The sequence below is a fragment of the Pseudomonas putida group bacterium ESBL64 genome, assembly GCF_045277175.1.
Classification (GTDB): Bacteria; Pseudomonadota; Gammaproteobacteria; order Pseudomonadales; family Pseudomonadaceae; genus Aquipseudomonas; species Aquipseudomonas alloputida.
Window position 1 is genome coordinate 376,590 of record NZ_CP145799.1, and the last position, 23,705, is coordinate 400,294.

General features: G+C 63.0%; 21 protein-coding genes and 1 pseudogene. 6 read left to right on the forward strand and 16 right to left on the reverse strand.

The window, feature by feature from the left end; genetic code table 11:
* Window positions 1-36 precede the first annotated feature (36 nt).
* The gene (locus V6093_RS01690; RefSeq protein ID WP_003247680.1) at window positions 37-546 is read right to left on the reverse strand and encodes a MarR family winged helix-turn-helix transcriptional regulator; all 510 of its coding nucleotides are present in this window, start codon (window positions 544-546) and stop codon (window positions 37-39) included.
* Window positions 547-741: 195 nt separating this feature from the next.
* Between V6093_RS01690 and V6093_RS01695 the strand changes: the two genes are divergently transcribed.
* Window positions 742-1,260, forward strand: a complete 519-nt coding sequence (locus tag V6093_RS01695) for a DMT family transporter (protein WP_014861623.1) — start codon at window positions 742-744, stop codon at window positions 1,258-1,260.
* Here V6093_RS01695 and V6093_RS01700 read toward each other — a convergent pair whose 3' ends face one another.
* The 3 genes from V6093_RS01700 to V6093_RS01710 all read right to left on the reverse strand — a co-directional run bounded on the left by V6093_RS01700 (window position 1,261) and on the right by V6093_RS01710 (window position 3,385).
* Window positions 1,261-2,169, reverse strand: coding sequence for a LysR family transcriptional regulator (locus V6093_RS01700; protein WP_108079079.1), 909 nt, complete (start codon window positions 2,167-2,169; stop codon window positions 1,261-1,263).
* Between the two features lie 161 nt (window positions 2,170-2,330).
* Window positions 2,331-2,660 (reverse strand): hypothetical protein, encoded by a 330-nt coding sequence (locus V6093_RS01705; RefSeq protein WP_012052790.1) that lies wholly within the window; start codon window positions 2,658-2,660, stop codon window positions 2,331-2,333.
* A 74-nt stretch (window positions 2,661-2,734) separates the two neighbouring features.
* Window positions 2,735-3,385 carry a DUF998 domain-containing protein gene (locus V6093_RS01710; protein WP_014861620.1) on the reverse strand — a complete coding sequence of 217 codons (651 nt, stop codon included), beginning with the start codon at window positions 3,383-3,385 and terminating at the stop codon, window positions 2,735-2,737.
* Between the two features lie 197 nt (window positions 3,386-3,582).
* Here V6093_RS01710 and V6093_RS01715 point away from each other — a divergent pair, with 197 nt between their 5' ends.
* A complete protein-coding gene (locus V6093_RS01715; RefSeq protein ID WP_003247694.1) occupies window positions 3,583-4,332 on the forward strand; it encodes a FadR/GntR family transcriptional regulator in 750 nt (249 codons plus the stop codon).
* A gap of 133 nt (window positions 4,333-4,465) precedes the next feature.
* Here the strand turns inward: V6093_RS01715 and V6093_RS01720 are convergent, their stop codons facing one another.
* From V6093_RS01720 to V6093_RS01770, 11 genes are all read right to left on the reverse strand, one after another.
* A complete protein-coding gene (locus tag V6093_RS01720) occupies window positions 4,466-6,046 on the reverse strand; it encodes an aldehyde dehydrogenase (NADP(+)) (RefSeq protein ID WP_047603903.1) in 1,581 nt (526 codons plus the stop codon).
* Window positions 6,047-6,104: 58 nt separating this feature from the next.
* Window positions 6,105-7,658, reverse strand: coding sequence for a galactarate dehydratase (gene garD, locus V6093_RS01725; RefSeq protein ID WP_047603901.1), 1,554 nt, complete (start codon window positions 7,656-7,658; stop codon window positions 6,105-6,107).
* A 77-nt stretch (window positions 7,659-7,735) separates the two neighbouring features.
* The gene (locus V6093_RS01730) at window positions 7,736-9,100 is read right to left on the reverse strand and encodes an MFS transporter (protein WP_108078865.1); all 1,365 of its coding nucleotides are present in this window, start codon (window positions 9,098-9,100) and stop codon (window positions 7,736-7,738) included.
* 105 nt (window positions 9,101-9,205) lie between these two features.
* The gene (gene kdgD, locus V6093_RS01735) at window positions 9,206-10,117 is read right to left on the reverse strand and encodes a 5-dehydro-4-deoxyglucarate dehydratase (RefSeq protein WP_003247703.1); all 912 of its coding nucleotides are present in this window, start codon (window positions 10,115-10,117) and stop codon (window positions 9,206-9,208) included.
* Window positions 10,118-10,681: 564 nt separating this feature from the next.
* Window positions 10,682-11,491, reverse strand: a complete 810-nt coding sequence (locus V6093_RS01740; RefSeq protein ID WP_004575279.1) for a gamma-glutamyl-gamma-aminobutyrate hydrolase family protein — start codon at window positions 11,489-11,491, stop codon at window positions 10,682-10,684.
* Between the two features lie 465 nt (window positions 11,492-11,956).
* Window positions 11,957-12,739: an amino acid ABC transporter ATP-binding protein gene (locus V6093_RS01745; RefSeq protein ID WP_406669684.1), complete on the reverse strand. Its 783-nt coding sequence runs from the start codon at window positions 12,737-12,739 to the stop codon at window positions 11,957-11,959.
* A 22-nt stretch (window positions 12,740-12,761) separates the two neighbouring features.
* Window positions 12,762-14,006 (reverse strand): FAD-binding oxidoreductase, encoded by a 1,245-nt coding sequence (locus V6093_RS01750; protein WP_121783654.1) that lies wholly within the window; start codon window positions 14,004-14,006, stop codon window positions 12,762-12,764.
* Between the two features lie 16 nt (window positions 14,007-14,022).
* Complete coding sequence (locus V6093_RS01755) at window positions 14,023-14,733, reverse strand: ABC transporter permease (protein WP_003247716.1); 711 nt, start codon at window positions 14,731-14,733, stop codon at window positions 14,023-14,025.
* Entirely contained in the window at window positions 14,730-15,449 is a 720-nt protein-coding gene (locus tag V6093_RS01760) for an ABC transporter permease (RefSeq protein WP_003247720.1), read from the reverse strand. The genes V6093_RS01755 and V6093_RS01760 overlap by 4 nt, the downstream gene beginning before the upstream one ends.
* A 170-nt stretch (window positions 15,450-15,619) precedes the next feature.
* Window positions 15,620-16,372: a transporter substrate-binding domain-containing protein gene (locus V6093_RS01765; RefSeq protein WP_003247722.1), complete on the reverse strand. Its 753-nt coding sequence runs from the start codon at window positions 16,370-16,372 to the stop codon at window positions 15,620-15,622.
* 22 nt (window positions 16,373-16,394) lie between these two features.
* Complete coding sequence (locus V6093_RS01770) at window positions 16,395-17,267, reverse strand: MurR/RpiR family transcriptional regulator (protein ID WP_012052078.1); 873 nt, start codon at window positions 17,265-17,267, stop codon at window positions 16,395-16,397.
* 142 nt (window positions 17,268-17,409) lie between these two features.
* On the opposite strand from V6093_RS01770, the gene V6093_RS01775 reads away from it, so the two are divergent.
* The 3 genes from V6093_RS01775 to V6093_RS01785 all read left to right on the forward strand — a co-directional run bounded on the left by V6093_RS01775 (window position 17,410) and on the right by V6093_RS01785 (window position 21,552).
* A complete protein-coding gene (locus V6093_RS01775; protein WP_179052889.1) occupies window positions 17,410-18,435 on the forward strand; it encodes an Ldh family oxidoreductase in 1,026 nt (341 codons plus the stop codon).
* 220 nt (window positions 18,436-18,655) lie between these two features.
* The gene (locus tag V6093_RS01780; RefSeq protein WP_108078866.1) at window positions 18,656-19,852 is read left to right on the forward strand and encodes an amino acid aminotransferase; all 1,197 of its coding nucleotides are present in this window, start codon (window positions 18,656-18,658) and stop codon (window positions 19,850-19,852) included.
* 419 nt (window positions 19,853-20,271) lie between these two features.
* The gene (locus V6093_RS01785) at window positions 20,272-21,552 is read left to right on the forward strand and encodes a serine/threonine transporter (protein ID WP_012052080.1); all 1,281 of its coding nucleotides are present in this window, start codon (window positions 20,272-20,274) and stop codon (window positions 21,550-21,552) included.
* A gap of 70 nt (window positions 21,553-21,622) precedes the next feature.
* On the opposite strand, the pseudogene V6093_RS01790 reads toward V6093_RS01785, so the two are convergent.
* Window positions 21,623-22,809, reverse strand: a pseudogene (locus V6093_RS01790) (MFS transporter).
* 300 nt (window positions 22,810-23,109) lie between these two features.
* Between V6093_RS01790 and tpx the strand changes: the two are divergent.
* Window positions 23,110-23,610: a thiol peroxidase gene (tpx, locus tag V6093_RS01795; protein WP_265979963.1), complete on the forward strand. Its 501-nt coding sequence runs from the start codon at window positions 23,110-23,112 to the stop codon at window positions 23,608-23,610.
* The last annotated feature ends 95 nt before the right edge of the window (window positions 23,611-23,705 follow it).

The window sequence follows — 23,705 nt, forward strand, 5'->3', positions numbered from 1 at the left end:
TCCACCTCCATGTGGTCTTGCGGGTGTGCCTTGGGTTCAGTGCTTGTCCGGTGGCAGTGCCAGGGCAGGACTGGCCGAGAGTGCCTGTAGCGTGGCGGACAGGGCATCACGTTGCGCGTTGTCCAGTGACTGCATGATCGTGCCGATCCAGTCGGTGTGTTCGGCGAAAACGGCGTCGAGTACCGCTATGCCTGCCGAGGTAAGGCTGATGCTCAGCTTGCGCCGGTCATGGGCGTCCTTGCGGCGCTTGATAAAGCCATCACCCTGCAGGCCGTCGAGCAGGCCGGTCACGGTGCCTGAGGTGATTGCCAGGCGCGTCGCCAGCTCCAGCGGTGCCAGGCGGCCGCCTGCACCTTGCAAGGTCAGGAGGATTGCGAACCGCCCTTCCGACAGGTTATGGCGGGCCAACCGTGCGGCGCATACCCGGTTGATGGCCGCTGCAGCGGACAGCAGTTCGAAACACAGGCGCACGTTCTGCCTGGCGTCAGCGGGGGCCTCGGCCAGTGCATCGAGCATGATGTGATGCTTGTTCTCAAGAGTATTCATAAGGCGCAGTTTATCTTGGTGCCTTAGTAAGTCAACAGCACAGATGTTTCAGGGTTAAGACAACATGCGCACGCCGGACGGAAGGGATGTTTCACTATGCATGGTACGAATAGTTCAAGTGCAGGATTTTGATTTCTATCAGTACTGGGTAATGCACCATCATGGTGGCCATCGATACCTTGGATGAGGACTGCCATGTTCAGTAAATCGATGCTCCTGCTGGTGCTTCCTGTGGCAATGGCGTTGCTTGCCGGTGCTGTGTTGCCATTTCAGGCCGCCGGCAATGCTGCGGTAGGCCGGGCCCTTGGGCACTGGCTGTGGGGGGCTTTCACATCGTTGACGGTGAGCATGCTGGTGGTGATCGCTGCGCTGCTGATTATCCGGGTACCGGCACCAGACATGGGCAAGGCCTTGCAAGGGCCCTGGTGGTTATGGATTGGAGGCGTGCTGGGGGCAATGTATGTAGCCGGCGCCGCAGCACTCACCCCGAAACTTGGCGCAGCAGGGTTCCTGGTACTGGTGGTGGCAGGGCAGATCATCACGGCAGTGCTTGCCGACCACTACGGGGTGATGGGGCTGGGTGGCAAGCCGCTTAGCCTGGCCAGGGTGGCTGGCGTGGTGCTGATCCTGTGCGGAGTGTTGCTGGTACAGGGCCCTTGGGCAACGGCGTCACCGGCCCATTCCACGGCAGCTGTGAAGGGGCAAGAAAACTGATCAGCGCCCTGCTTGGCTGCAGGCCCATACGGTTTCGCGCAGCCAGCGGTGCCCGGGGTCACTGTCCTTGCGGTTGTGCCAGGCTTGCTGATAGTCGAACGAGGGGATGGCCAGTGGCGGCGTGAACTGGCGCAGTGTCCTGTGCTGGCGCAACGACCCCACGGCGCGGCTGGCCACCGTCAGGATCAGGTCGGTGCCGGCCAGCACTTCGACTGCCGCACTCCAGTGTGGCAAGGCCAGGGCAATACGGCGTTGCAAGCCCCGGGCGGCCAGTGCGCGCTCAATTTCATCGAAAGCATCCGGGCGCATGGCCATCAATACATGTGGGCGTGCCAGCCAGTCTTCCAAGGCCATGCCGCCGCTGGCAGGCAGGACCTGGCGATCGGCAACGCTGATGAAGCGATCGGCAAACAGGGGCTGGGCGGTGATGTCCTGAGGCAGTTCGGGGAACAGGCCAAGGGCCAGATCCAGCTCGCCATCGAGCAACTGCGCCAACATGGTTTCACGGCTGGCCTGGCTGATGGCCAGGTCCACCCCGGGCGCGACTTGGCGTAGGTGGCGCAGCAGGTGCGGCAGGATGATGCGCGAGGCGTAGTCGGACAGCGACAGCCGGAACCGGCGCTGGGCCCGGGCTGGCTCGAACAGCGGGGTGGCCAGCAGGCTGTCGAGATTGCTCAGTGCATCCTGTAACGGTTGTGCCAGCGATTGGGCGCGGGCGGTAAGGGCCATGCCGCCACCTTGGCGTACCAGCAAAGGGTCGTCGAAGTGTTTGCGCAACTGCGCCAAGGCGTGGCTGACCGCCGGTTGGCTGCGGTGCAGGCGCAGGGCTGCGCGGGTCACGTGCCGTTCACTGAGCAGGGCATGCAGGGCGAGCAGCAGGTTGAGGTCGATCTTGCGCAGTTCATCCATCAGGTGAATGGCCTTGGTCAATTCTGGCGACTCGGATCAGCTTAACAAATGCTTGAGTCTTGCACGCGCTTACAAGCTGCTGGCGATAGAGGCCTTTTCGCAGCATATGGACTCTACTAAATGGCTTTATGTTTGAGCTGTAATTTACTGATAAAAAAGAGTTATCTTCTTGCAGTCGCATGCTGAACACACTGTTCAAAGTAAGTCCGCTTTATCGCTTCAGGCTTGAGCCGCGAGCGGCTGTTGTACGTCTGCTCGGTAATGCCGAAGGCAGTCATGCGCATCCAGGGTTTGGGGAATTTGCGTACCTGCAGCTTCTTGCGCGTGGCATACAAGGTCACCCCGGAAAGCTTGGCCTGTTGGGCCTCGGCGGCTATCTGCGCGCCCCAGCTGCAGGTGTGGCGATCGTTCTGGCTCAGTGCCCTGGCTTGGGCGCCGAAAGCGAAGGTGGCCAGCAGGCAGCCGGCCATCGTTGCTAGAAGTACTCGCATGTTGCTGTCCTAAGCATCTGAAAGAGAACGGAGTTTGCCTTCGCTTTCCACAGCCGTGGGCCAGCAATTTGCCGTCAGGTCACAGCCATGCGCAGCGGGCTGGCCACGGGCCTGCGCAGGCTTGTCCAGGCCAGGCTGGCAACCCAGAGCACCGAAACACCGTAGTTAAGGCGTTGATAGAGGCCGAACAGCTGGCCACTCTGCGCTGCCTGGCCCATCAACGCGACGGTGATGATGGCCAACACCACGCAAGCCAGGGAAAGCAGCGCCAAGGCGGGGGAGCCGGCAATGCGGTTGCCCAGCCATGCCCATACGGCGCTGGCCAAGGTCAGTGAGAGGAACATCAGCAGACCAAACAGGTTATGCAGTTGCTGCGAGGTAGATGGCTGTGCCGGTGCACAGCCCTGGTCGCAAGGGAACCAGCCGGTGCCCAAACTGCCCATGCCATGCAGCAACACCAGGCCCGCACTCAGCAGCGCCAGCTTCGAGCTGCGCCAGCGCCGCACCAGGCCCCAGGCAAACAGGGCAAACAGCAGGGCCAGAGGGAAATTGTTGACCCGTGGCGACCAGCTGTGGGTTGGCGAACCGGCCGCGCCAAGCTGGCTCATGGCCTGTTGCAGGTGATCATAGCCAGGGTAGGCCTGAGCGGTGAGCCATACCCCCACCAGCAGCCAGAGGGGGATCAGCAGGCCACTGCCGAGCAAAAGGCGGTCGAGGGTTTTCATACTGCAGATTCCTTCCATGGAACAGTGAGCGTGAAGGCGTACAGTACAGGCTTGCGCAGGTCATGGGCCACGAATTCTGTGCGTTTTTCAGGGGCCAGGGACTGCAAAGATGGCAATAAATACCGCACGGGGTGTATGTGATCGTACAACCGCTTGCGCTATGATGAGCGCTGTCTTTCAAGGTGAAATACAGGGCAATGACAGAGCAGCAGGTACAGGCAAGGACCCGGCGCAAGCCGCGCAGTCTGGCCCAGGAACTGGTCACGGTGCTGACCGAACGCATTCGCAGCGGCCAGCTCAAGCGCGGCGACAAGCTGCCGACCGAATCGCAGATCATGGCCGAAGAGGGCGTCAGCCGCACGGTGGTGCGTGAGGCGATCTCGCGGTTGCAGGCCGCCGGGCAGGTTGAGACCCGCCACGGCATCGGCACCTTCGTGCTGGATGCGCCGGCTACGGGCGGTTTCCGTATCGACCCGGCCACCGTGGTCACCCTGCGCGAAGTGCTGGCGGTGCTGGAGTTGCGCATTGCCCTGGAGATCGAGTCGGCCGGGCTGGCGGCCCAGCGGCGAAGCGACGAAGCCCTGGCCGGTATGCGGGCGGCGCTGGACGAACTCAACGAGGGGGCGGCCCACGCCACCGATGCGGTGTCGGCGGACTTCCAGTTCCACCTGCGCATTGCCCAGGCCAGCGGCAACCACTACTTCGCCGACATCATCAACCACCTGGGTACCAGCATCATTCCGCGCACCCGGCTGAATTCGGCGCGCCTGGCCCATGATGATCAGGCGCATTACATGAGTCGCCTGATGCATGAGCACGAGGCGATCTATGAGGCGATTGCCCGGCGTGACAGCGAAGGGGCGAAGATGGCCATGCGCATGCACCTGAGCAACAGCCGCGAGCGCTTGCGCCAGGCGCATGAGGCGGCGGAAGCGCAAGGGACCTGAAGCCTTTGCTGCCAGTACTGGCCTCTTCGCGGGCAAGATAGCCCTGTAGGAGCGGGCTTGCCCGCGAAGAGGCCGGTACAGTCAAAAAGAAAAGCCCCGCCGTGCGCAGGGCTTTCTTGTTGCTTGCAACCGGTCAGATCGCCCCGTCACTCCACTGCCCGTTCACCAACCGCCGCAGCCCCAGCGGGTTGCCGTCGCGCAGTGCCTCAGGCAGCAGTGTCTGCGGGTAGTTCTGGTAGCACACCGGGCGCAGGAAGCGGTCGATGGCCAACGTGCCGACCGAGGTGCCACGCGCATCGGAGGTAGCCGGGTACGGGCCTCCGTGCACCATCGCATCACAGACTTCGACACCGGTCGGGTAGCCATTGACCAGGATTCGCCCGACTTTCTCCTCCAGCAGCGGCACCAGCCAGGCGAAGGCATCGAAGTCCTCCGCCTCGCCGATCAGCGTCGCGGTCAGCTGGCCGCGCAGGCCGAGCAGCGCGTCGCGCAGTTGGTCGTGGTCCTGCACCTCTACAGCCACGGTGGTGGGCCCAAACACTTCCTCCTGCAACAGCGGGTCGGACTCGACCAGCAGGCGTGCATCGGCCTTGAACAGCTGAGCGCGTGCCTGGTTGCCTTCCTGCGCCTGGCCGGCCACATGCTCGATACCGGCATGGGCATGCAGGTGTTCAAGGCCGCCAACGTAGCTGCGCAGGCCGCCAGCGTTGAGCATGGTTTGCCCGGCTTGCTGGTCCAGGTACTGGCCAAGGTCGGCGAGCAGCTGGCTGTACTGTGGTGACTGCAGGCCAATCACCAACCCAGGGTTGGTGCAGAACTGCCCGGCGCCCATGCACACGGACCCCGCCAACTCGCGGGCAATGGCCTCACCACGCTTGGCCAGGGCGCCCGGCAGGATGATGACCGGGTTGATGCTCGACATCTCGGCAAATACCGGGATTGGCTGCGGGCGCTCAGCGGCCATGCGGCAAAGGGCATCGCCGCCTTTGAGCGAGCCGGTGAAGCCAACCGCCTGGATGGCGGGGTGCTTGACCAGCCACTCGCCCACGCCGCCACCAAATACCATGTTGAACACGCCCTTGGGCATGCCGGTACGCTCAGCGGCGCGCACGATGGCGCAGCCGACCAGGTCGGCCGTGGCCATGTGCCCGCTGTGCGCCTTGAATACCACCGGGCAGCCCGCGGCGAGGGCGGCCGCGGTATCACCACCGGCGGTGGAGAAGGCCAGCGGGAAGTTGCTGGCCCCGAACACGGCGACCGGGCCCACACCGATGCGCATCTGGCGCAGGTCTACGCGTGGCAGCGGCTGGCGCTCGGGCAGTGCCAGGTCGATGCGCGCGCCGAGGAAGTCGCCGCGGCGCAGCACTTGGGCGAACAGGCGCATCTGCCCGCTGGTGCGGCCGCGCTCGCCCTGAATACGGGCGGCGGGCAGTGCAGTTTCGCGGCAGACGATGGCGACGAAGGCGTCATCCAGTTCGTCGAGTTCAGCGGCGATGGCGTCGAGGAACTCGGCCCGACGTGCCGGAGTCAGTTGGCGGAACTTGGCGAAGGCAGCGGCAGCGGCCTTGGCGGCCTGGTCCACTTCGGCTTCGGTGGCCTGGGCAAAGCTGTAGGGCAGGGCTTCGCCAGTGCTGGCGTCCAGGCTCTGCAGGCGCTGAGGGCCAGCGGCACTGCGCTGACCGGCGATGAAGTTATGGCCGAGGATTTCAGGCATGGGGTGCTCCTGTGGGATTGAGAGTGGCGTGTGTGAATGCGTGGTCAGGGCTGCGGCATCAGGTAATGGGCGCCGGGTTGAACAGGGTGATGTCGTTGTGCAGCCGGTGATGTTCGGCCCAGGTCTGCTTGCGGCCGCTGGCTACGTCCAGGTAGTAATGGAACAGCTCCCAGCCCAGCTCCTCGATGGTCGAGCGGCCACTGGCGATGCGACCGGCGTCGATGTCGATCAGGTCGGGCCAGCGCTGGGCCAGTTCGCTGCGGGTGCACACTTTGACCACCGGTGCCATGGCCAGGCCATACGGGGTGCCGCGGCCGGTAGTAAAGACGTGCAGGTTCATGCCGGCTGCCAGCTGCAAGGTGCCGCAGACAAAGTCGCTGGCTGGGGTGGCGCAGAAAATCAGGCCTTTGCGATTGACCCGTTCGCCTGGGCCGAGCACACCCTGGATAGCGCCGCTGCCGGACTTGACGATCGAACCCAGCGATTTCTCGACGATGTTCGACAGCCCGCCTTTCTTGTTGCCCGGCGTGGTGTTGGCGCTGCGGTCGGCGGCGCCTTGCTGCAGGTAGCGGTCGTACCAGTCCATTTCGCGCACCAACGCGTCGGCAACGTCCTGGTTTTCCGCGCGCGAGGTCAGCATGTAGATCGCGTCGCGCACCTCGGTCACTTCAGAGAACAGCACGGTGGCGCCAGCGCGGACCAGTAGGTCGGCGGCATAGCCCAGTGCCGGGTTGGCGGTGATGCCCGAGAAGGCGTCGCTGCCACCGCATTGCATACCGAGGATCAGTTCGCTGGCCGGGACCGTTTCGCGGCGGCGCTGGTCGAGCTTCTTCAGGCGGGTTTCGGCCAGGTCCATGATCTGCTCGATCATTTCAACAAAGCCAAGGCTGGCATCTTGCAGGCGGTACAGCCATGGGTCGCTGAGGTCCACCGAGGGGTCGTTGTCGTGCATCACCTGGCTGGCTTGCAGTTTTTCACAGCCCAGGCTGATCACCAGTGCCTCGCCGCCCAGGTTGGGGTTGCGCGCCAGGTTGCGCACGGTGCGGATCGGGATGTAAGCGTCGCGGGCGTTGATTGCCACACCGCAGCCGTAGCTGTGGGTAATGGCTACCACGTCATCGACGTTGGGGTATTTGGGCAGTAGTTCGTTGCGAATGCGCTTGACTGCATGTTCCAGCACGCCGGTCACGCACTGCACGGTGGTGGTGATGCCGAGGATATTGCGGGTGCCGACAGTGCCGTCGGCGTTGCGATAGCCCTCGAAAGTGAAGCCCTCCAGCGGCGGCAGCGGTTGTGGCACTGCATCGCAGCGCGGCAGGCTGTCCAGGTCCGGGGCGGCCGGCATGGCCAGCTGGCTTTCCTGAACCCAGCTACCTTGGCGCAGGTCTTCCAGCGCGTAGCCGATGATTTGCCCGTAGCGGCGCACGGGCTCGCCCTTGGCGATGGCCACGGTGGCCACCTTGTGGCTTTGCGGCACGCCTTCGATCAGGGTCAGGCCGTCGGCGAAGCGGGCGCCTTCGCCCAAGCCGCCGTCGTTGACAACGACCACGACGTTGTCGTCGTCGTGCAGGCGGACGTAGCGGGGCGAGTCGGAATGTTCGATCAACTGCATGTTTGGGCCCTACTTGTCAGGTTCTCAGGCTTTTGTACATCCGCCCATGCCGGGTGACCCGGCGCGGGCGTGTTTTTTCAGTGACGGGAGCTGGCCAGTTCGCCGTCGGTGGCAGGCTCAGCGTGTGGCTTCGGGGCAGCATCACGCAATTCGATACGCTTGATGGGGCCGACGATAACCAGATAGCTGAATACCGCGACCAGCGCGTTGGCACCCACGTACACAAGCGCCCACTTGAACGAGCCGGTGGCGCTGATGATGTAGCCGATCACGATAGGGGTGGTGATCGACGCGATGTTGCCGAAGGTGTTGAACAGGCCACCGGACAGCCCGGCGATCTGCTTGGGTGAAGTGTCCGCGACCACCGCCCAGCCCAGTGCGCCGATGCCCTTGCCGAAAAACGCCAGCGTCATGAAGCCAACCACCATCCACTCGGCATCGACGTAGTTGCAGAACACCATGGTGGTGGACAGCAGCAGGCCACAGACGATCGGCAGTTTGCGCGAGAAGGTCAGCGAGTTGCCGCGGCGCAGCAGCCAGTCGGAGATCACGCCACCCAGGACGCCGCCGATAAAACCACACACCGCCGGCAGCGAGGCGATGAAGCCGGCCTTGAGAATGGTCATGCCACGTTCCTGCACCAGGTACACCGGGAACCAGGTGAGGAAGAAGTAGGTGATGGCGTTGATGCAGTACTGGCCCAGGTATACGCCCAGCAGCATGCGGCTGGTCAGCAACTGCTTGATGTAACCCCATTTCGGGCCGTCGCTGCCGCGCTTCTGGTCCATGTCGACCAGGCCGCCGTTCTGCTCGATGTGCTCGAGTTCGCTTTGGCTGATGTGCGGGTGTTGGCGCGGATTGTAGATGGTCTTCAGCCACACCATCGAGAAGATGATGCCCAGCACACCCATGACCACGAAGACGTGCTCCCAGCCGAAGCTGAACACGATCCAGCCCATGATCGGGGCGAACAGTGCAGTGGCGAAATACTGCGCCGAGTTGAAGATGGCCGACGCCGTGCCGCGTTCCTGGGTCGGGAACCATGCGGCGACGATGCGCGCGTTACCCGGGAATGACGGGGCTTCGGCGAAACCGACCAGGAAGCGCAGGGTGAAGAGGGTGACCACGGCCCAGGCAACCGGCAGGCCACCGACAAAACCCTGCAGCAGGGTGAACAGCGACCAGGTGAAGATGCTGAAGGCGTAGACGTTCTTGGAACCGAAGCGATCGAGCAGCCAGCCACCAGGAATCTGGCCAGCCACGTAAGCCCATCCGAAGGCGGAAAAGATATAACCGAGGGTTACGGCGTCAATGCCGAGGTCTTTCTGCAGGCTGGAGCCTGCGATAGCAATGGTAGCGCGGTCGGCATAGTTGATCGTGGTCACCAGAAACAGCATGAACAGGATCAGGTAGCGCACATGCGTTTTCTTAGTCGCTTGCATGCTGGCAAAACTCCCACTAGTTATTTTTGTGCGGGCTCACGAATTGTAACCGGAGTGGGGGTAGGCCCACTCCGGGTGCGGCATCTGGCAGGCCGCGGGCAGCGCTTACTGCGGGCCCATCTTGTCCATCAGCGCGGCGAGCATTTCGTACTCTTCGGCGGTGAGGTCGGTCAGCGGAGTGCGCACCGGGCCAGCGTCGTAACCGGCAATTCTGGCGCCGGCCTTGACGATGCTCACGGCGTAGCCGGCCTTGCGGTTGCGGATGTCCAGGTAGGGCAGGAAGAAATCGTCGATCAGCTTGGCCACGGCGGCGTGGTCGTCACGGGCGATGGCGTTGTAGAAGTCCATGGCGGTTTTCGGCACGAAGTTGAACACCGCGGAGGAGTAAACCGGTACGCCCAGGGCTTTGTAGGCGGCAGCATACACTTCGGCGGTCGGCAGGCCACCCAGGTAGCTGAAGCGCTCGCCCAGGCGACGACGGATCGACACCATCAGTTCGATATCACCCAGGCCGTCCTTGTAGCCGATCAGGTTCGGGCAGCGCTCGGCCAGTTTTTCCAGCAGGTCGGCGTTCAGGCGGCAGACGTTGCGGTTGTACACCACCACACCGATGTTTACCGATTTGCACACCGCTTCGACGTGGGCGGCGACGCCGTCCTGGCTGGCTTCGGTCAGGTAGTGCGGCAGCAACAGCAGGCCCTTGGCACCCAGGCGCTCGGCTTCCTGAGCGTATTCGATGGCCTGACGGGTGGAGCCACCGACACCGGCGAGGATCGGTACCGAAGTGGCGCAGGTGTCGACCGCGGTCTTGATCACCTGGCTGTATTCGCTGGCGGCCAGGGAGAAGAATTCACCGGTACCGCCAGCGGCGAACAGCGCGCTGGCGCCGTAGGGGGCCAGCCACTCAAGGCGCTTGATGTAGCCAGCCGGGTTGAAGTCGCCCTGGGCATTGAAGTCGGTGACCGGGAAAGACAGCAGGCCGTGGGAGAGGATGGATTTAAGTTCTTGTGGATTCATTGTTGTTGGCATCCTGTGGCGCTTGGGTGAGGGGGTGTTGTTTTGTGTTGGAGGTAAGTTATCGTACAACTTGTGCGATGACTAGTCCTTTTTCAGAGTTTTGTGTTCTCGCCAGGGTGGCCGTCTGGATAGGTGTGTTGTGGCGCAGATCGAGCGCCGCCCGCGCGGCGCTTCGCGGGTGAACCCGCTCCTACGTTTGTTTCGGGCCAGTATCGCCTGTGCCAGACGCGCGCGACCGCCTTGTTTGTACGACGCGATATCGAGGCATGCGCCAAGGCGTTCGCGCGCAAATGCCACAGGCATAACTGGCCCGAAACAAACGTAGGAGCGTGTTTACCCGCGAAGCGCCGCGCGGGCGGCGCTCGATTTCACAGGCGCAGCAGGTACAACGACAAACACATGGCAGTCATCGTATCTCTTAAGGGAAAGGAAAAAACGATCGCGGAGACAGGCACAAGCCCGCCGCCCGATTCCACGGGAAGTGTTCTGGGACCAGCAGAGGGTGACCGGGGAAACGGGGGCGGCCTTGCACCGCCCCGCGATCAAAGCAGAGGAAACTGAAGGTCAGGCCGCGTGCTGGCGCTTGATTTGCGCCTTGCGTACCTGGGCCCGGCAAGCATCGCCGAAAGCCTGGAAGATCTTTATCGAGTCAGGGTTCTTCGCCGCCTGCCATTCAGGGTGCCACTGCACCGCGAACAAGAACGGCGAAATGCTTGGCGCATGAATCGCTTCGACCAGGCCATCTTCGGCACGGGCGATCGCTTCAATACCGGCGCCGAGCTTGTGCAGGCCTTGGCCATGCAGCGAGTTGACGCGAATCTCGTCGGTACCCAGGGTGTCGTGCAGCCAGCTGCCCGGCTGGATCTTCACCCCATGCACCTGGGCGTATTGCACTTCGACCGGGTCTTCCGGGTTTTCCCGGTGGTCATTGAACCCAGGTTCGGCATACACCTTCTGGTAAATGTCGCCACCCAGGGCCACGTTGATTTCTTGCATGCCGCGGCAGATGCCGAAAATGGGCAGGCCACGCTTGATCGCCGCCTTGACCAGCGGAATGTCGAACAGGTCGCGGTTCTGGTCCTGGCCTTTGCCTGGGGTCTGGTTTTCCTGGCCATACAGGGCCGGGTCGATGTTGCTGCCAGCGCCAGTCAGGTAAACGCCGTCGGCCATGTCCAGGTAGGTCTCGAGGTCGTCAGTGCCGCAGCAGGTAGGCACCAACACCGGGACGCAATCGGAGAACTCGACCAGCGGGGTAATGTATTTGTGGGTCATGACCTGGTAGTCATGGCCTTTGCGCTCTTGGCTGCCCATGGTCATCAGGACGACGGGTTTGCGCAGGGAAGGTTGCTTGTTGCCAATGTTGCTGTTGGACATATGTCACCTTGGGACAGGTTCGACCTGTCGTTGTTGTGCAGGCGCACGGCGCGGGGCCTTGGGTGCTGCCTGTAGCCCCGAGCACTGCCGGCTCGTCAGAGGCGACGATTCCGGTCGGGGCTTGTAGATAGCTTGCCAGAGCCGTTCGATATGTCAAACGACGGAAGCGGGCTTTAACGCGGGGGACACGCCGTTTTCTGGGGGCTGAAACCGATGCGGGCCTGTGGCGGCGTGGGTTTGGCAGGGGCTGCGGTCAATAATATTTAACGATGCAGTTGGGTCATTGCAGCGGCGCAATGAATAGGTCGCTTGAAGTCACCTTGGTCCATGTGTGCGGCCTTGTGTTGCGAGAGGGCCGCAAAGCGGCCCCTCGGATTTCAGCACTGTGCATAGATTGCCGGGGCTGCTGCGCAGCCCTCTCGCGACGCAAGGCCGCTCCCACAAAGTCCAGTGACAGGTCTTCAATCAGTGCAGGATCTGCGCCAGGAACGCCTTGGCCCGCTCGGTGCGCGGCTGGTTGAAGAACACCTGCGGCGGGCTGTCCTCGATGATCTGCCCTCCCTCAAGGAACAGCACCCGCTCGGCGACCTGCCGGGCAAAGCCCATTTCATGGGTGACGCATAGCATGGTCATGCCCGTGCCAGCCAACTGCACCAGCACGTCCAGCACCTCGGCGACCATTTCCGGGTCCAGCGCCGAAGTGGGCTCGTCGAACAGCATGATCCGCGGCTTCATGCACAGCGCCCGGGCGATTGCCACGCGCTGCTGCTGGCCGCCGGACAGCTGGCTGGGGTACTTGTGCGCCTGGCTTTCGATGCCGACCTTGCTCAGGTACATGCGTGCCCGCTCCTCGGCGTCCTTGCGTGACAGCCCGCGCACGCTGGTGGGGGCCAGCAGGCAGTTGTCGAGCACGCTCATGTGCGGGAACAGGTTGAAGTGCTGGAACACCATGCCGATGTCGCTGCGTACCTGTGCAGCCTCGTGCGTGGTGGCCGCCAGGTCGATGCCGTCCACCTGGATGCTGCCCTGCTGGGCGACTTCCAGGCGGTTGATGCAACGGATCAGGGTCGACTTGCCCGAGCCGGACGGCCCGCACAGCACGATGCGTTCGCCTTCGCGCACCTGCAGGTCGATGTCACGCAGCACGTGGAACGCGCCATAGTGCTTGTTCAGGCCTTCGATGCGAATCAGCACCGGACGCGGGTCGGGTTCGGGGGCAAGGGTGGCAAGGCTCAGTGGTGCGGTCATCTTGTTGTTCTCCCGCGTGGGTTCAGTCGAAACGGGTCGCGCTGTAAGGCGCGGGGTCGGTGAAGGGGGGCTCGCCAGTGAGCAGCTCGGCCAGCAGCCGGCCGCAGACCGGGCCCAGCGTGAGGCCGTGATGGGCATGGCCGAAGTTGAACCACAGCCCTGGGTGGCGCGGCGCCGGCCCGATCACCGGGCGCATGTCGGGCAGGCAGGGGCGGCGGCCCAGCCATGGTGTGTCGTCCAGCCGTTCGCCGAGGGCCGGGAACAGCTTGCGCGCCAAGGCCTCGCAGCGGCCCAGCTGAATCTGATTGCCAGGCGCACTGGCTGCGTCGAACTCGATGCCGGTGGTCAGGCGCACGCCGCGCGCCATCGGCGCCAGTACATAGCCGCCTTGGGTGTCGCAGATCGAGTGCTCCAGCTGAGCGCCGTCACGGGTGCTGTAGTGCATGTGGTAGCCCCGCTTGATGGCCAGCGGGATCTGGTAGCCCAGGCCGCTGAACAAGTCGGCTGACTGAGGCCCAAGGCAGGCCACCACCTCGTCGGCAGTGATCGGGCCACGCTGGCTCTCTACCCGCCATTGGCCATTGGCCTGGCGCAGGCTGCGCGCATCGCCATGCACGAACTGCCCGCCGCGCTGCAGGAACAGCGCCGCATAGCCACGGGTGAGCGCGCCGGGGTTGTTCACGGTTTTCGGGTCGAGCCAGTGGATGCCACCGACCACGGTGGCGTCCAGCTGATGTTCACGTGCCTGCAGCTGCCCGCATTCAAGGATTTCGAACCGCAAGCCGTAGCGGCTCAGGCCCTTGGCATCGGTTTTTGCCTGCTCGAACAGCGCGGGGTCGCGGAACACTTCGATCCAGCCTTTGGCTTGCACCAGGCCCTCCAGGCCGGCGGCAGCGATCAGCGCGTCATGCTCGTCGACACAGCGCTGCACCAGCGGCAACATATCGGCGGCGGCGCCGGCCAGGCGCCCGGGTGCCGACTGGCGCCAGTAACGCCACAGCCACGGTGCGGCCTTGGGCAGGTGCGCCAGGCTGTAGCGCACATCGGGCTGGCGGTTCAGGCCGTAGCGCAGCAGTGCGCTCAGTTGCCGCGGGAAGGCATAGGGGATGACACTGGAGCGCTCGATCAGCCCGGCGTTGCCGTGGCTGGTGCCACTGCCCGGTTCGTCGCGGTCGATCAGAATTACCTGGCGCCCGCGTGCCTGCAGGTGCAGCGCGGTGCTGACGCCGACGATGCCGGCGCCGAGGACAAGGGTCTGGCAATGCATGAAACGTATCCTTCGGTCAGTTCAGGTGGCGGCCCAGGCGGGCTTCCAGGTGTTTCAACAGGCGCCGCACCAGTTCGACGATCACCAGGTAGAGCACGGCGGCCCACAGGTAGATCTGGAAGTCGAAACTGCGCGAGAAGGCCAGTTTGGTCACGCCCATCAGGTCGTAGATCGTCACCAGCGAGGCGATCGCGCTGGCCTTGATCATCAGGATCAGTTCGTTGCCCAACGGGCCAATGGCTACCAGCAGCGACTGCGGCAATATCACCTTGAAGAACGTGGTCGAGCGCTTCAGGTTCAGCGCCCGTGCCGCTTCATGCTGGCCAGGCGCAACCGCCATCAGGCTGCCGCGGAAGATCTCGGCCTGGTAGGCGGCAGTGTTCAGGGTGAACGCCAGCAAGGTGCAAAACCACGCATCCCGGAAGAACCACCACAGGCCGACGTCCTGCCAGAAGCCCTTGAGCGAGCCCAGGCCGTAATACAGCAGGAACAATTGCGCCAGCAGCGGCGAGCCGCGGAAGAAGTACACGTAGCCAGCTGCCATGCGCTGCAGCACCAGGCTGCGAGACAGGCGGGCAAGGGCCAGCAGAAGGCCGAGCACAGCACCCAGGCTGAAGGAAATCGCCACCAGCTTGGCGGTTACCAGCAGGCCGTCGATGAAGCGCGGGCCGTAGCGTTCCAGCAGGTCGGGGTCAAGCACCATTGCCAGCAGTTGATCGAAGCTCATGCGCGTGCTCCTTGCAGGTGGCGGTTGCTGCGCCGTTCGATGTAGGCGAACACGCGCCCGGACAGTGCCGCGAACAGCAGGTAGCCCAGGCAGGCGACGCCGTAGAAGAACATCGGCTCCTTGGTTACGCTGACCGCCAGGTTGGTCTGGCGCATCAGGTCGACCAGCGAGATGGTCGACACCAGCGAGGTGTCCTTGAGCAGCGACAGCCAGTTGTTGGACAAGCCGGGCAGGGCGATGCGGGTCAGTTGTGGCAGCAACACCTTGAAGAAACCGGTGCGCTTGCTAAGCCCAAGCGCCGAGCAGGCTTCCAGCTGGCCCTTGGGCAGGGTCTTGAAGGCTGCCAGCCAGATCTCGCTGGAAAACGCGGCGAACACCAGGCTGAAGGCGATCATCGCGGCGAGGAAGGTGTTGATGAGGAACTCACCTTGGTAGCCCATGGCGGCGAGGATCTTCTGCGCGGCGATCTGGCAGCCGTAATAGATGATCAGCAAGGTCAGCAGCTCGGGCAGGCCGCGGAAGACGGTGGAAAAAGTGGTGGCCCAGGCCCGAGGCAGGCGTTTGCGTGAGCGCGCCGCCAGCGCGACCACCAGGCCCAGTGGCAGGCCGATGGGCAGGCAGGCCAAGGCCAGGGAAACGGTAACCAGCGCGCCGGCCAGCAACGCCTGGCCCCAGCCTCCGCTGGCGAAAGACAGCAAGGACAATTGATCGAGCATGACGAACCTCTTGGGCAGGTTATGCGGCCTTGTGGGAGCGGCCTTGCGTCGCGAACGGGCTGCGTAGCGGCCCAGGGTTTATGCAACTGCAGAGATTGCCGGGGCCGCTACGCGGCCCTGTCGCGACGCAAGGCCGCTCCCACAGGGGGGGGCGCACAACTTCCTGAAGATCAGTTGTAGATATCGAAAGCAAAGTACTTGCTGGCGATCTTCTGGTAGGTGCCGTTGGCCACAATCTGTTGCAGCGCGGTATTCAGGCGCTGGCGCAGGGCTTCGTCGTCCTTGCGCACAGCGATCGCGGCATCGGCCTTGGTGTCGGCCACGTCGCCAAGGATCTTGCAGCAATCCCCGCCGTTCTTGTTCATCCACTCGTGCAGCGGGAATTTGTCGGCAATCACGCCGTCCAGGCGGCCGGCCGCCAGGTCTGCGTTGGCTTCGTCCATGGTCGGGTACAGTTTCACGTCGGCACCGGCCTTGCCGTACACGTCTTCGGCGTAGATGGCCTGGGTAGAGGAAGACTGCGCACCGACGGTGTAGCCGACAAAGTCGGTCTGGGCGCTGTCGATCTTGCTGTCCTTGGCAACCGCCACGGTCAGGGGCGTGCGGTAGTAGTGCTCGGTGAAGGCGATCTTCTTGCGTCGCTCTTCGGTGTCGATCATCGATGCCACTATCGCGTCATACTTGCGCGCCATCAGGGCGGGGATGATGCCTTCCCAGTCCTGCGCCACCAGCGTGCATTCGACTTTCATCTGTTCGCACAGGGCATGGGTGATGTCGACATCGAAGCCATGCAGCTTGTTATCGGCGTCTACATAGTTGAAGGGCGGGTAGGCACCCTCGGTGGCGAACCGCAGGGTTTCAGCGCTGGCGGCACCCGCCAGCAGCAGGGCGCACGCACCCAGCAAGGCCATGGACTTGTTCATCTCGCACCTCATTGCACTCTTGCTATTGTTGTTTGCCCGTCGACCACGAGGTGTAGCCGACGAATTCGTTATGTAGAGCGGCAGTTGCTTCCAAGCGTTTTTCAACATCCGGTCCGAGCTTCTTGCAGACCTCGTTGACCATCAGATGCACCCACGACAGCATCGTCGAGGTGGATTCCCAGAACAGGTTGAATTCGGTGGGGATGCGGAACACCTCGTCGGCATTGGCATCCGCCCAGTCACAGAAGGTGTCGGTCACCAGAGTGACCGCAATGCCAGCCTCGCGCGCCTTCTGGCACAGCATCAGGGCATGGCGGGAATAACGGCGCGCCTCGAACACCACCAGGGCGCTGTCTTCGGCGCGGCCCAGCAGCACTTCGCCGAAGTGCCCGGCGCTGATGTCGACCAGTTGCACGCCATCGCGCAGGTATTGCAGCAGGTGGCTCATGCACATGGCGATGCCACGCTCGGTCTGGAAGCCGGCGATGAACACCCGCGGTTTGCTCGCCAGGCGTTGCGCCACGTTGTGCCAGGCGGGGCTCTGGCGGTATTCGTGTACGCGCACCAGGGCGGCGATTTCCAGCTCCAGGCTGCCGGCGTTGTCGCTGGCGTCCTGGTTCTGGCGGTAATCTTGCAGGCGATCACCTACCAGCCACGGGCCATCGCCCAGATCGTTCTGCAGGTCTTGCTTAAGCGCCTTGAGGTGGGCATAACCCAGGGAGCGACAGTAGCGCCCGACGCTGGATTCGCTGACGCCCAGCTTGGCGGCAATGCTGGCCGAGGTCTGGAACGGCAGTTCGTGCAGGTTGGCAAGCATGTAGGTGGCGATCTTGCGACCCGAGGCAGCGGCCCCTTCGAGGCTGTTTTCCAGGCGTTGCTTGATCAGTTGGCTCATGCTGCGGCTCCAGGGGTGAGGCTTGGGAAGAAAATGAATGTTTTCTGTCATCAAGTCAACATTTGACAGATTGCTGTCACATGAAGGAAAGTTTTTGTCGTTGCAACGCTGTAGCCATTCCAAAATCAACAAGGAGCTTCAGATGTCCGCACCTTCCACCAGCACCGTTGTGCGCATGCCTTTTACCGAGCTGCAAAGCCTGTTGCAGGCGATTTTCCAGCGCCATGGGTGCAGCGAGGCCGTGGCCCGGGTGCTGGCCCACAACTGCGCCAGCGCCCAGCGTGATGGCGCCCATAGCCATGGGGTGTTCCGCATGCCCGGTTATGTCTCGACGTTGGCCAGCGGCTGGGTCGATGGCCAGGCCACGCCACAGGTCAGCGACGTGGCCGCCGGCTATGTGCGTGTCGATGCTGCGGGCGGTTTTGCCCAACCAGCACTGGCGGCGGCCCGTGAGCTGTTGGTGGCGAAGGCGCGCAGCGCAGGCATTGCCGTGCTGGCGATCCACAACTCGCACCACTTCGCCGCGCTATGGCCGGATGTCGAGCCGTTCGCCGAAGAGGGCCTGGTAGCCCTTAGCGTGGTCAACAGCATGACCTGCGTGGTGCCGCATGGTGCGCGCAAGCCGCTGTTCGGTACCAACCCCATCGCTTTTGCTGCGCCTTGCGCCGAGCATGACCCGATCGTTTTCGACATGGCCACCAGTGCCATGGCCCATGGCGATGTGCAGATTGCCGCGCGCGCCGGCCAGCAATTGCCGGAGGGCATGGGGGTGGATGCCGATGGCCAGCCGACCACCGACCCGAAGGCGATCCTGGAAGGCGGCGCCCTGCTGCCATTTGGCGGGCACAAGGGCTCGGCGTTGTCGATGATGGTCGAGCTGCTGGCGGCGGCGCTGACCGGCGGTCATTTCTCCTGGGAGTTCGATTGGTCCGGGCATCCGGGCGCGAAAACGCCATGGACCGGGCAGTTGATCATCGTCATCGACCCAGGCAAGGCCGAGGGCGAGCGCTTTGCCCAGCGCAGCCGCGAGCTGGTGGAGCACATGCAGGCGGTGGGGCTGACGCGCATGCCGGGCGAGCGGCGCTACCGTGAGCGCGAGGTGGCCGAGGAGGAGGGGGTGGCGGTGACCGAGCAGGAGTTGCAAGGCCTGAAAGAGCTGCTTGGCTGATCTGGCCCCTTCGCGGGTAAACCCACAGGTGCCTGAGCTGTTCCCAGGCTGTGCGCTGAACCCGTAGGAGCGGGTTTACTCGCGAAGAATCCAGCACGAATTTCCAGCCATGCAATGTTGCATAGACAACCTTGCACAATAGTGGATGTTCCTGAGCCCGCTCTGCGGGTATGCTCAGGGCTGACTTTCCGTACCGTCCTGATCCAAGGAGCTGCACGCTGTGTTCAAACATGTCGATGCCTATGCCGGCGACCCGATCCTCTCGTTGATGGAAACCTTCAAGGCCGACCCGCGCGCCGACAAGGTCAACCTGAGTATTGGCCTGTACTACGATGAGGCCGGCGTGGTGCCGCAACTGGCGGCGGTGGATGCGGTGGAAAAACGCATTGCCGGTCAGGACCACGAAGCCTCCTTGTACCTGCCGATGGAAGGCCTGGCCAGCTACCGCCAAGCCATCCAGGCGCTGCTGTTCGGTGCTGATCACCCGGCCGTGACCGGCGGCCGGGTGGCCACCGTACAGACCGTGGGTGGCTCCGGCGCCCTGAAGGTTGGTGCCGACTTCCTCAAGCGCTACTTCCCGCAGTCCGAAGTCTGGGTCAGCAACCCGACCTGGGACAACCACCGCGCCATCTTCGAAGGTGCAGGCTTCAAGGTGCACAGCTACCCGTACTTCGACCAGGCCACCCGTGGCGTGGACTTCGACGGCATGCTGGCCACCTTGCAGAGCCTGCCGGCCAACAGCGTGGTGCTGCTGCACCCGTGCTGCCACAACCCTACCGGTGCCGATCTGCAGCAGCACCAGTGGCAACAAGTGGTCGAAGTGGTCAAGGCGCGCCAGCTGATCCCGTTCCTCGACATCGCTTATCAAGGCTTCGCCGAAGGCTTGGTAGAAGACGCCTACGCTATCCGCGAAATGGCCCGTGCCGGCGTGCCGTGCCTGGTCAGCAACTCCTTCTCGAAAATCTTCTCGCTGTATGGCGAGCGGGTGGGCGGCCTGTCGGTGGTGTGCGATGACGAGGCCACTGCCCAGAGCGTGCTTGGCCAGCTGAAGGCCACCGTGCGCCGCAACTACTCCAGCCCGCCCAACTTCGGCGCCCAGCTGGTTGCCGGCGTACTGAGCGATGCTGGCCTGAATGCCCAGTGGGCCGAAGAAGTCGAAGTGATGCGCAAGCGTATCCTCGACATGCGCCAGGCGTTGGTCGATGCCCTGGCCGTGCTGCTGCCGGGCCAGGACTTCCAGTTCTTCCTGCGCCAGCGCGGTATGTTCAGCTACACCGGCTTTAGCGTCGAGCAGGTACGTCGCCTGCGTGACGAGTTCGGCGTGTACCTGATCGACAGCGGCCGTGTGTGCATGTCCGGCCTGCGCCCGGCCAACCTGCAACGGGTTGCCGAAGCGTTCGCTGCCGTTCAGAAGTAACTCGCCAAGGGGCCAGCCACGGCCCCTCCTGTGGGGCGCGGTTGGACTTTGTGGGAGCGGCCTTGCGTCGCGAAAGGGGGGCGGAGCGCCCCCACGATTGTAGCTTTGCCGCTGAAATTGCTGGGGCCGCTTTGCGGCCCTATCGCGACGCAAGGCCGCTCCCACAGGCGGCCCCACAGGCGGCCCCACAGGCGGCCCCACAGGCGGCCCCACAGGCTCCCAAGCCGCTACATTCCATCGAACGACACCAGCAATGCCTTCCACTTGTAAAGACAAGTGCAACCGCTCCTCGGAAAAGGGCTTCGCAAGTGCAACCTTTCCGTGCACAATCGCGCCCCTCTTTTCCGGTTGAGTTGGGCGAAACGTCTATTTCGCCATTCTCAGCCTGTTGCAGTCTTGCGAGTGGAGCTTCACCCGGAATGAATGAGCAGGCCCCAAGCGTTGAACAACGCTTTGCAGAATCGACCCCCGCCGCCCTCGGCACTTGGGCGCGTCACGACACCACCTGGATGCTGGGCCTGTTCGGCACAGCCATCGGCGCCGGGACACTGTTCCTGCCGATCAACGCCGGCCTTGGCGGCTTCTGGCCGCTGTTGATCCTGGCCGTGCTGGCCTTCCCGATGACCTATTTCGCCCATCGCGGGCTGACCCGTTTCGTCCTTTCCGGGCGCGATGGCAGCGACATCACCGAAGTGGTCAAGGAGCATTTCGGCATCACCGCCGGTGCCTCGATCACCGTGCTGTACTTCTTCGCCATCTTCCCGATCCTGCTTATCTACAGCGTGGCGCTGACCAACACCGTGTCCAGCTTCATGGAACACCAGCTGCACATGCAGCCACCGCCACGGGCAATCCTGTCATTCGTGCTGATCCTCGGCCTGCTGGCCATCGTGCGCTGCGGGGAGCAGGCCACGGTCAAGGTCATGAGCCTGCTGGTCTACCCGTTCATCGTTGCGCTGGCGTTGCTGGGCCTGTACCTGGTGCCGCACTGGACCGGTGGCATTCTCGACAGCGCCACAGAGGTGCCGCCGGCCTCGGCCTTCCTGCACACCCTGTGGCTGGCCATTCCTGTGATGGTGTTCTCGTTCAACCATTCGCCGATCATCTCGGCCTTTGCCGTCGACCAGAAGCGCCGTTACGGCGAGCACGCCGATGAGCGCAGCGGCCAGATCCTGCGTCGTGCCCACCTGCTGATGGTGGTGATGGTGCTGTTCTTCGTGTTCAGCTGCGTGCTCACCCTGAGCAGCGCCCAGCTGGCCGAAGCCAAGGCGCAGAACCTGTCGATCCTGTCGTACCTGGCCAACCACTTCAGCAACCCGACCATCGCGTTCGCTGCGCCGTTGATCGCCTTCGTGGCCATCGCCAAGTCGTTCCTCGGCCACTATATCGGTGCCAGCGAAGGCCTGAAGGGCATCATCGCCAAGACCGGTGCGCGCCCAGGCGCCAAGGCCCTGGACCGCGTGGTTGCCGCACTGATGCTGGTGGTGTGCTGGATCGTTGCCACCCTCAACCCAAGCATTCTCGGCATGATCGAGTCGCTCGGCGGCCCGATTCTCGCGGTGCTGTTGTTCCTGATGCCGATGTACGCCATTCGCCGTGTGCCATCGATGCGCAAGTACAGCGGTGCGGCCTCCAACGTGTTCGTCGTTGTGGTCGGCCTGGTTGCGCTGACTTCGGTGGTGTACGGCCTTGTAAGCTGATTCACCCGTTTCATTCAAGAATGCCCGGGTCGCTTGTCGCCACCCGGGCATTTTTTGCCTGATCAAGGTTTCAGCAGCGTTGCATTCCATCGTCCTTGGTGCATGCAAGCAGCCACCCTCCGCACAGGCTGGCCACCACGAACAGCACGCCCAAGCCTGCCGGTAGCTCGCTTTCCAAACCTGCGACCACACTGCTCGTCAAACCGGCACCGGCGAACAGCAATGTCGTATTGAGCGACGCTGCCGCACCTGCCTGAAGCGGATAGCGCGCCAAAGCCTGGGTCGTTGCGGCGGGGCGTACCAGGGTTGTCCCGGTGGTACAGACAATCATCGGCAGTAGAACACCCAGCACAGATAAACCTGCTACCCATTCCCACATCAAAAGGGTAATGCCCGCCGTACTTATAAGCAGCAAGCCTGCTTTTATTTGAGCTTGCGGGCTTGCGCGACTGTTCAGGTAGGTCGCAGCCATGCCGCCGACGATGTATGCCAACCCATAGCCGATAAAGACCAGAGAAAATTGATAGGCCGTCAGCTCCAGCCTGCCCATCAGCAGCAAGGGCGCTATGACGATAAAGGAAAAATGGCAGGCAAAGGCGAGCCTGGAGAGCATGGCATGCGCGAGATAGTCCGTGTCTCGCAGCATCACCCGATAACTGGACATGCTTGGCGCCCGGTCATGCGACGCAGGTGCGTCATGGAGCAGCACACACGATAGAAGTGAAACGATTGCAGCGATGATCACGAATACCGTAAAGCTTGCCTTCCAGCCAAACGACTGTTGAAGAAAGGCACCTGCCAGCGGTGACAGGGAGATGAACAACCCGCTCGTGCTTGTTAACAGGATGCGCATGGCATTGCGTTGTGTACCGCTGTAGAGGTCCTGCACAAGCGCCTGGCCTAGCACGAGGCTGCCGCAACCCAGGCCTGCACCAAGCGAAAGGCCATGAACGTTTCATATTGGGTTGAAAATACGCAACCGAGCGCCCCCACAATAGATACGCTCAACCCAGCGAGCAACAAACGCTTGCGCCCGATGCCATCCGACAGTGGGCCGATCACGATTTGCGCCATGGCCACACCGACAGCAAAAAAGCTCACTGAGTACGCAATCTGTTTTGTGTCGACCCGAAACTCATCTGAGAGCGCAGGGAATGATGGGAGGATCACGTCCAGAGGAAACACACCCAGCAGACATAACAAAATCAGCAATGTCGAGCACAGGTGGCGCCGGAGCGAACCAGCGGGGCGGTTCATGCCATTAACTCCTCGATTGGAACTGCAAGAAATAGCTTTCGTCATCCAGTAAATCAGTACGCTAAAGATGTACAAGGTGAGCTTGGTAGCGAAACTTCCGATAGAGGTGTAGGAATTGTAGGGAGAGGCCGGGATGGGCGTTCGGCAACGGTGAGGCAACTGGCCGTAACCGCGGCTATCGGCATTTTTTGTCCACAAAAATCGTCCGGCAATGGAACAATTTCACCTGCCCCCATAGGCACCCGGCTGCCTTCATGCTTAACTCAGTGTCCTTTTCAAACCCCGCATAAGGATTTCGTCATGGCTCAAGTGACTCTCAAAGGCAACCCGGTCCAGGTCAACGGTAACCTGCCACAGGCCGGCGCCCAGGCTCCGGCTTTCTCCCTGGTAGGTGAAGGCCTGGCTGACAAGTCGCTGAAAGACTACGCCGGCAAGCGCAAGGTGCTGAATATCTTCCCAAGCGTCGATACCCCGACCTGCGCCACCTCGGTGCGCAAGTTCAACGCCCAGGCCAACGACGTCGCCAACACCGTGGTGCTGTGCATCTCGGCTGACCTGCCGTTCGCCCAGGCACGTTTCTGCGGCGCCGAAGGGCTGGACAATGTGAAGAACCTGTCGACCCTGCGTGGCCGCGAGTTCCTCGAAAACTACGGCGTAGCCATCGCCGACGGCCCGCTGGCCGGCCTGGCCGCCCGCGCCGTGGTGGTGCTGGACGAGGACGACAAGGTGCTGCACAGCGAACTGGTTGGCGAAATTGCTGACGAGCCGAACTACGACGCGGCGCTGGCTGTACTGAAGTAAGGATTGCGTGGGGCAGGGCGGGCGTCTGTAGCCTGTGATGGCCTCTTCGCGGGTAAACCCGCTCCTACAACGTGCGGCACGGGTTTCAACGGCTG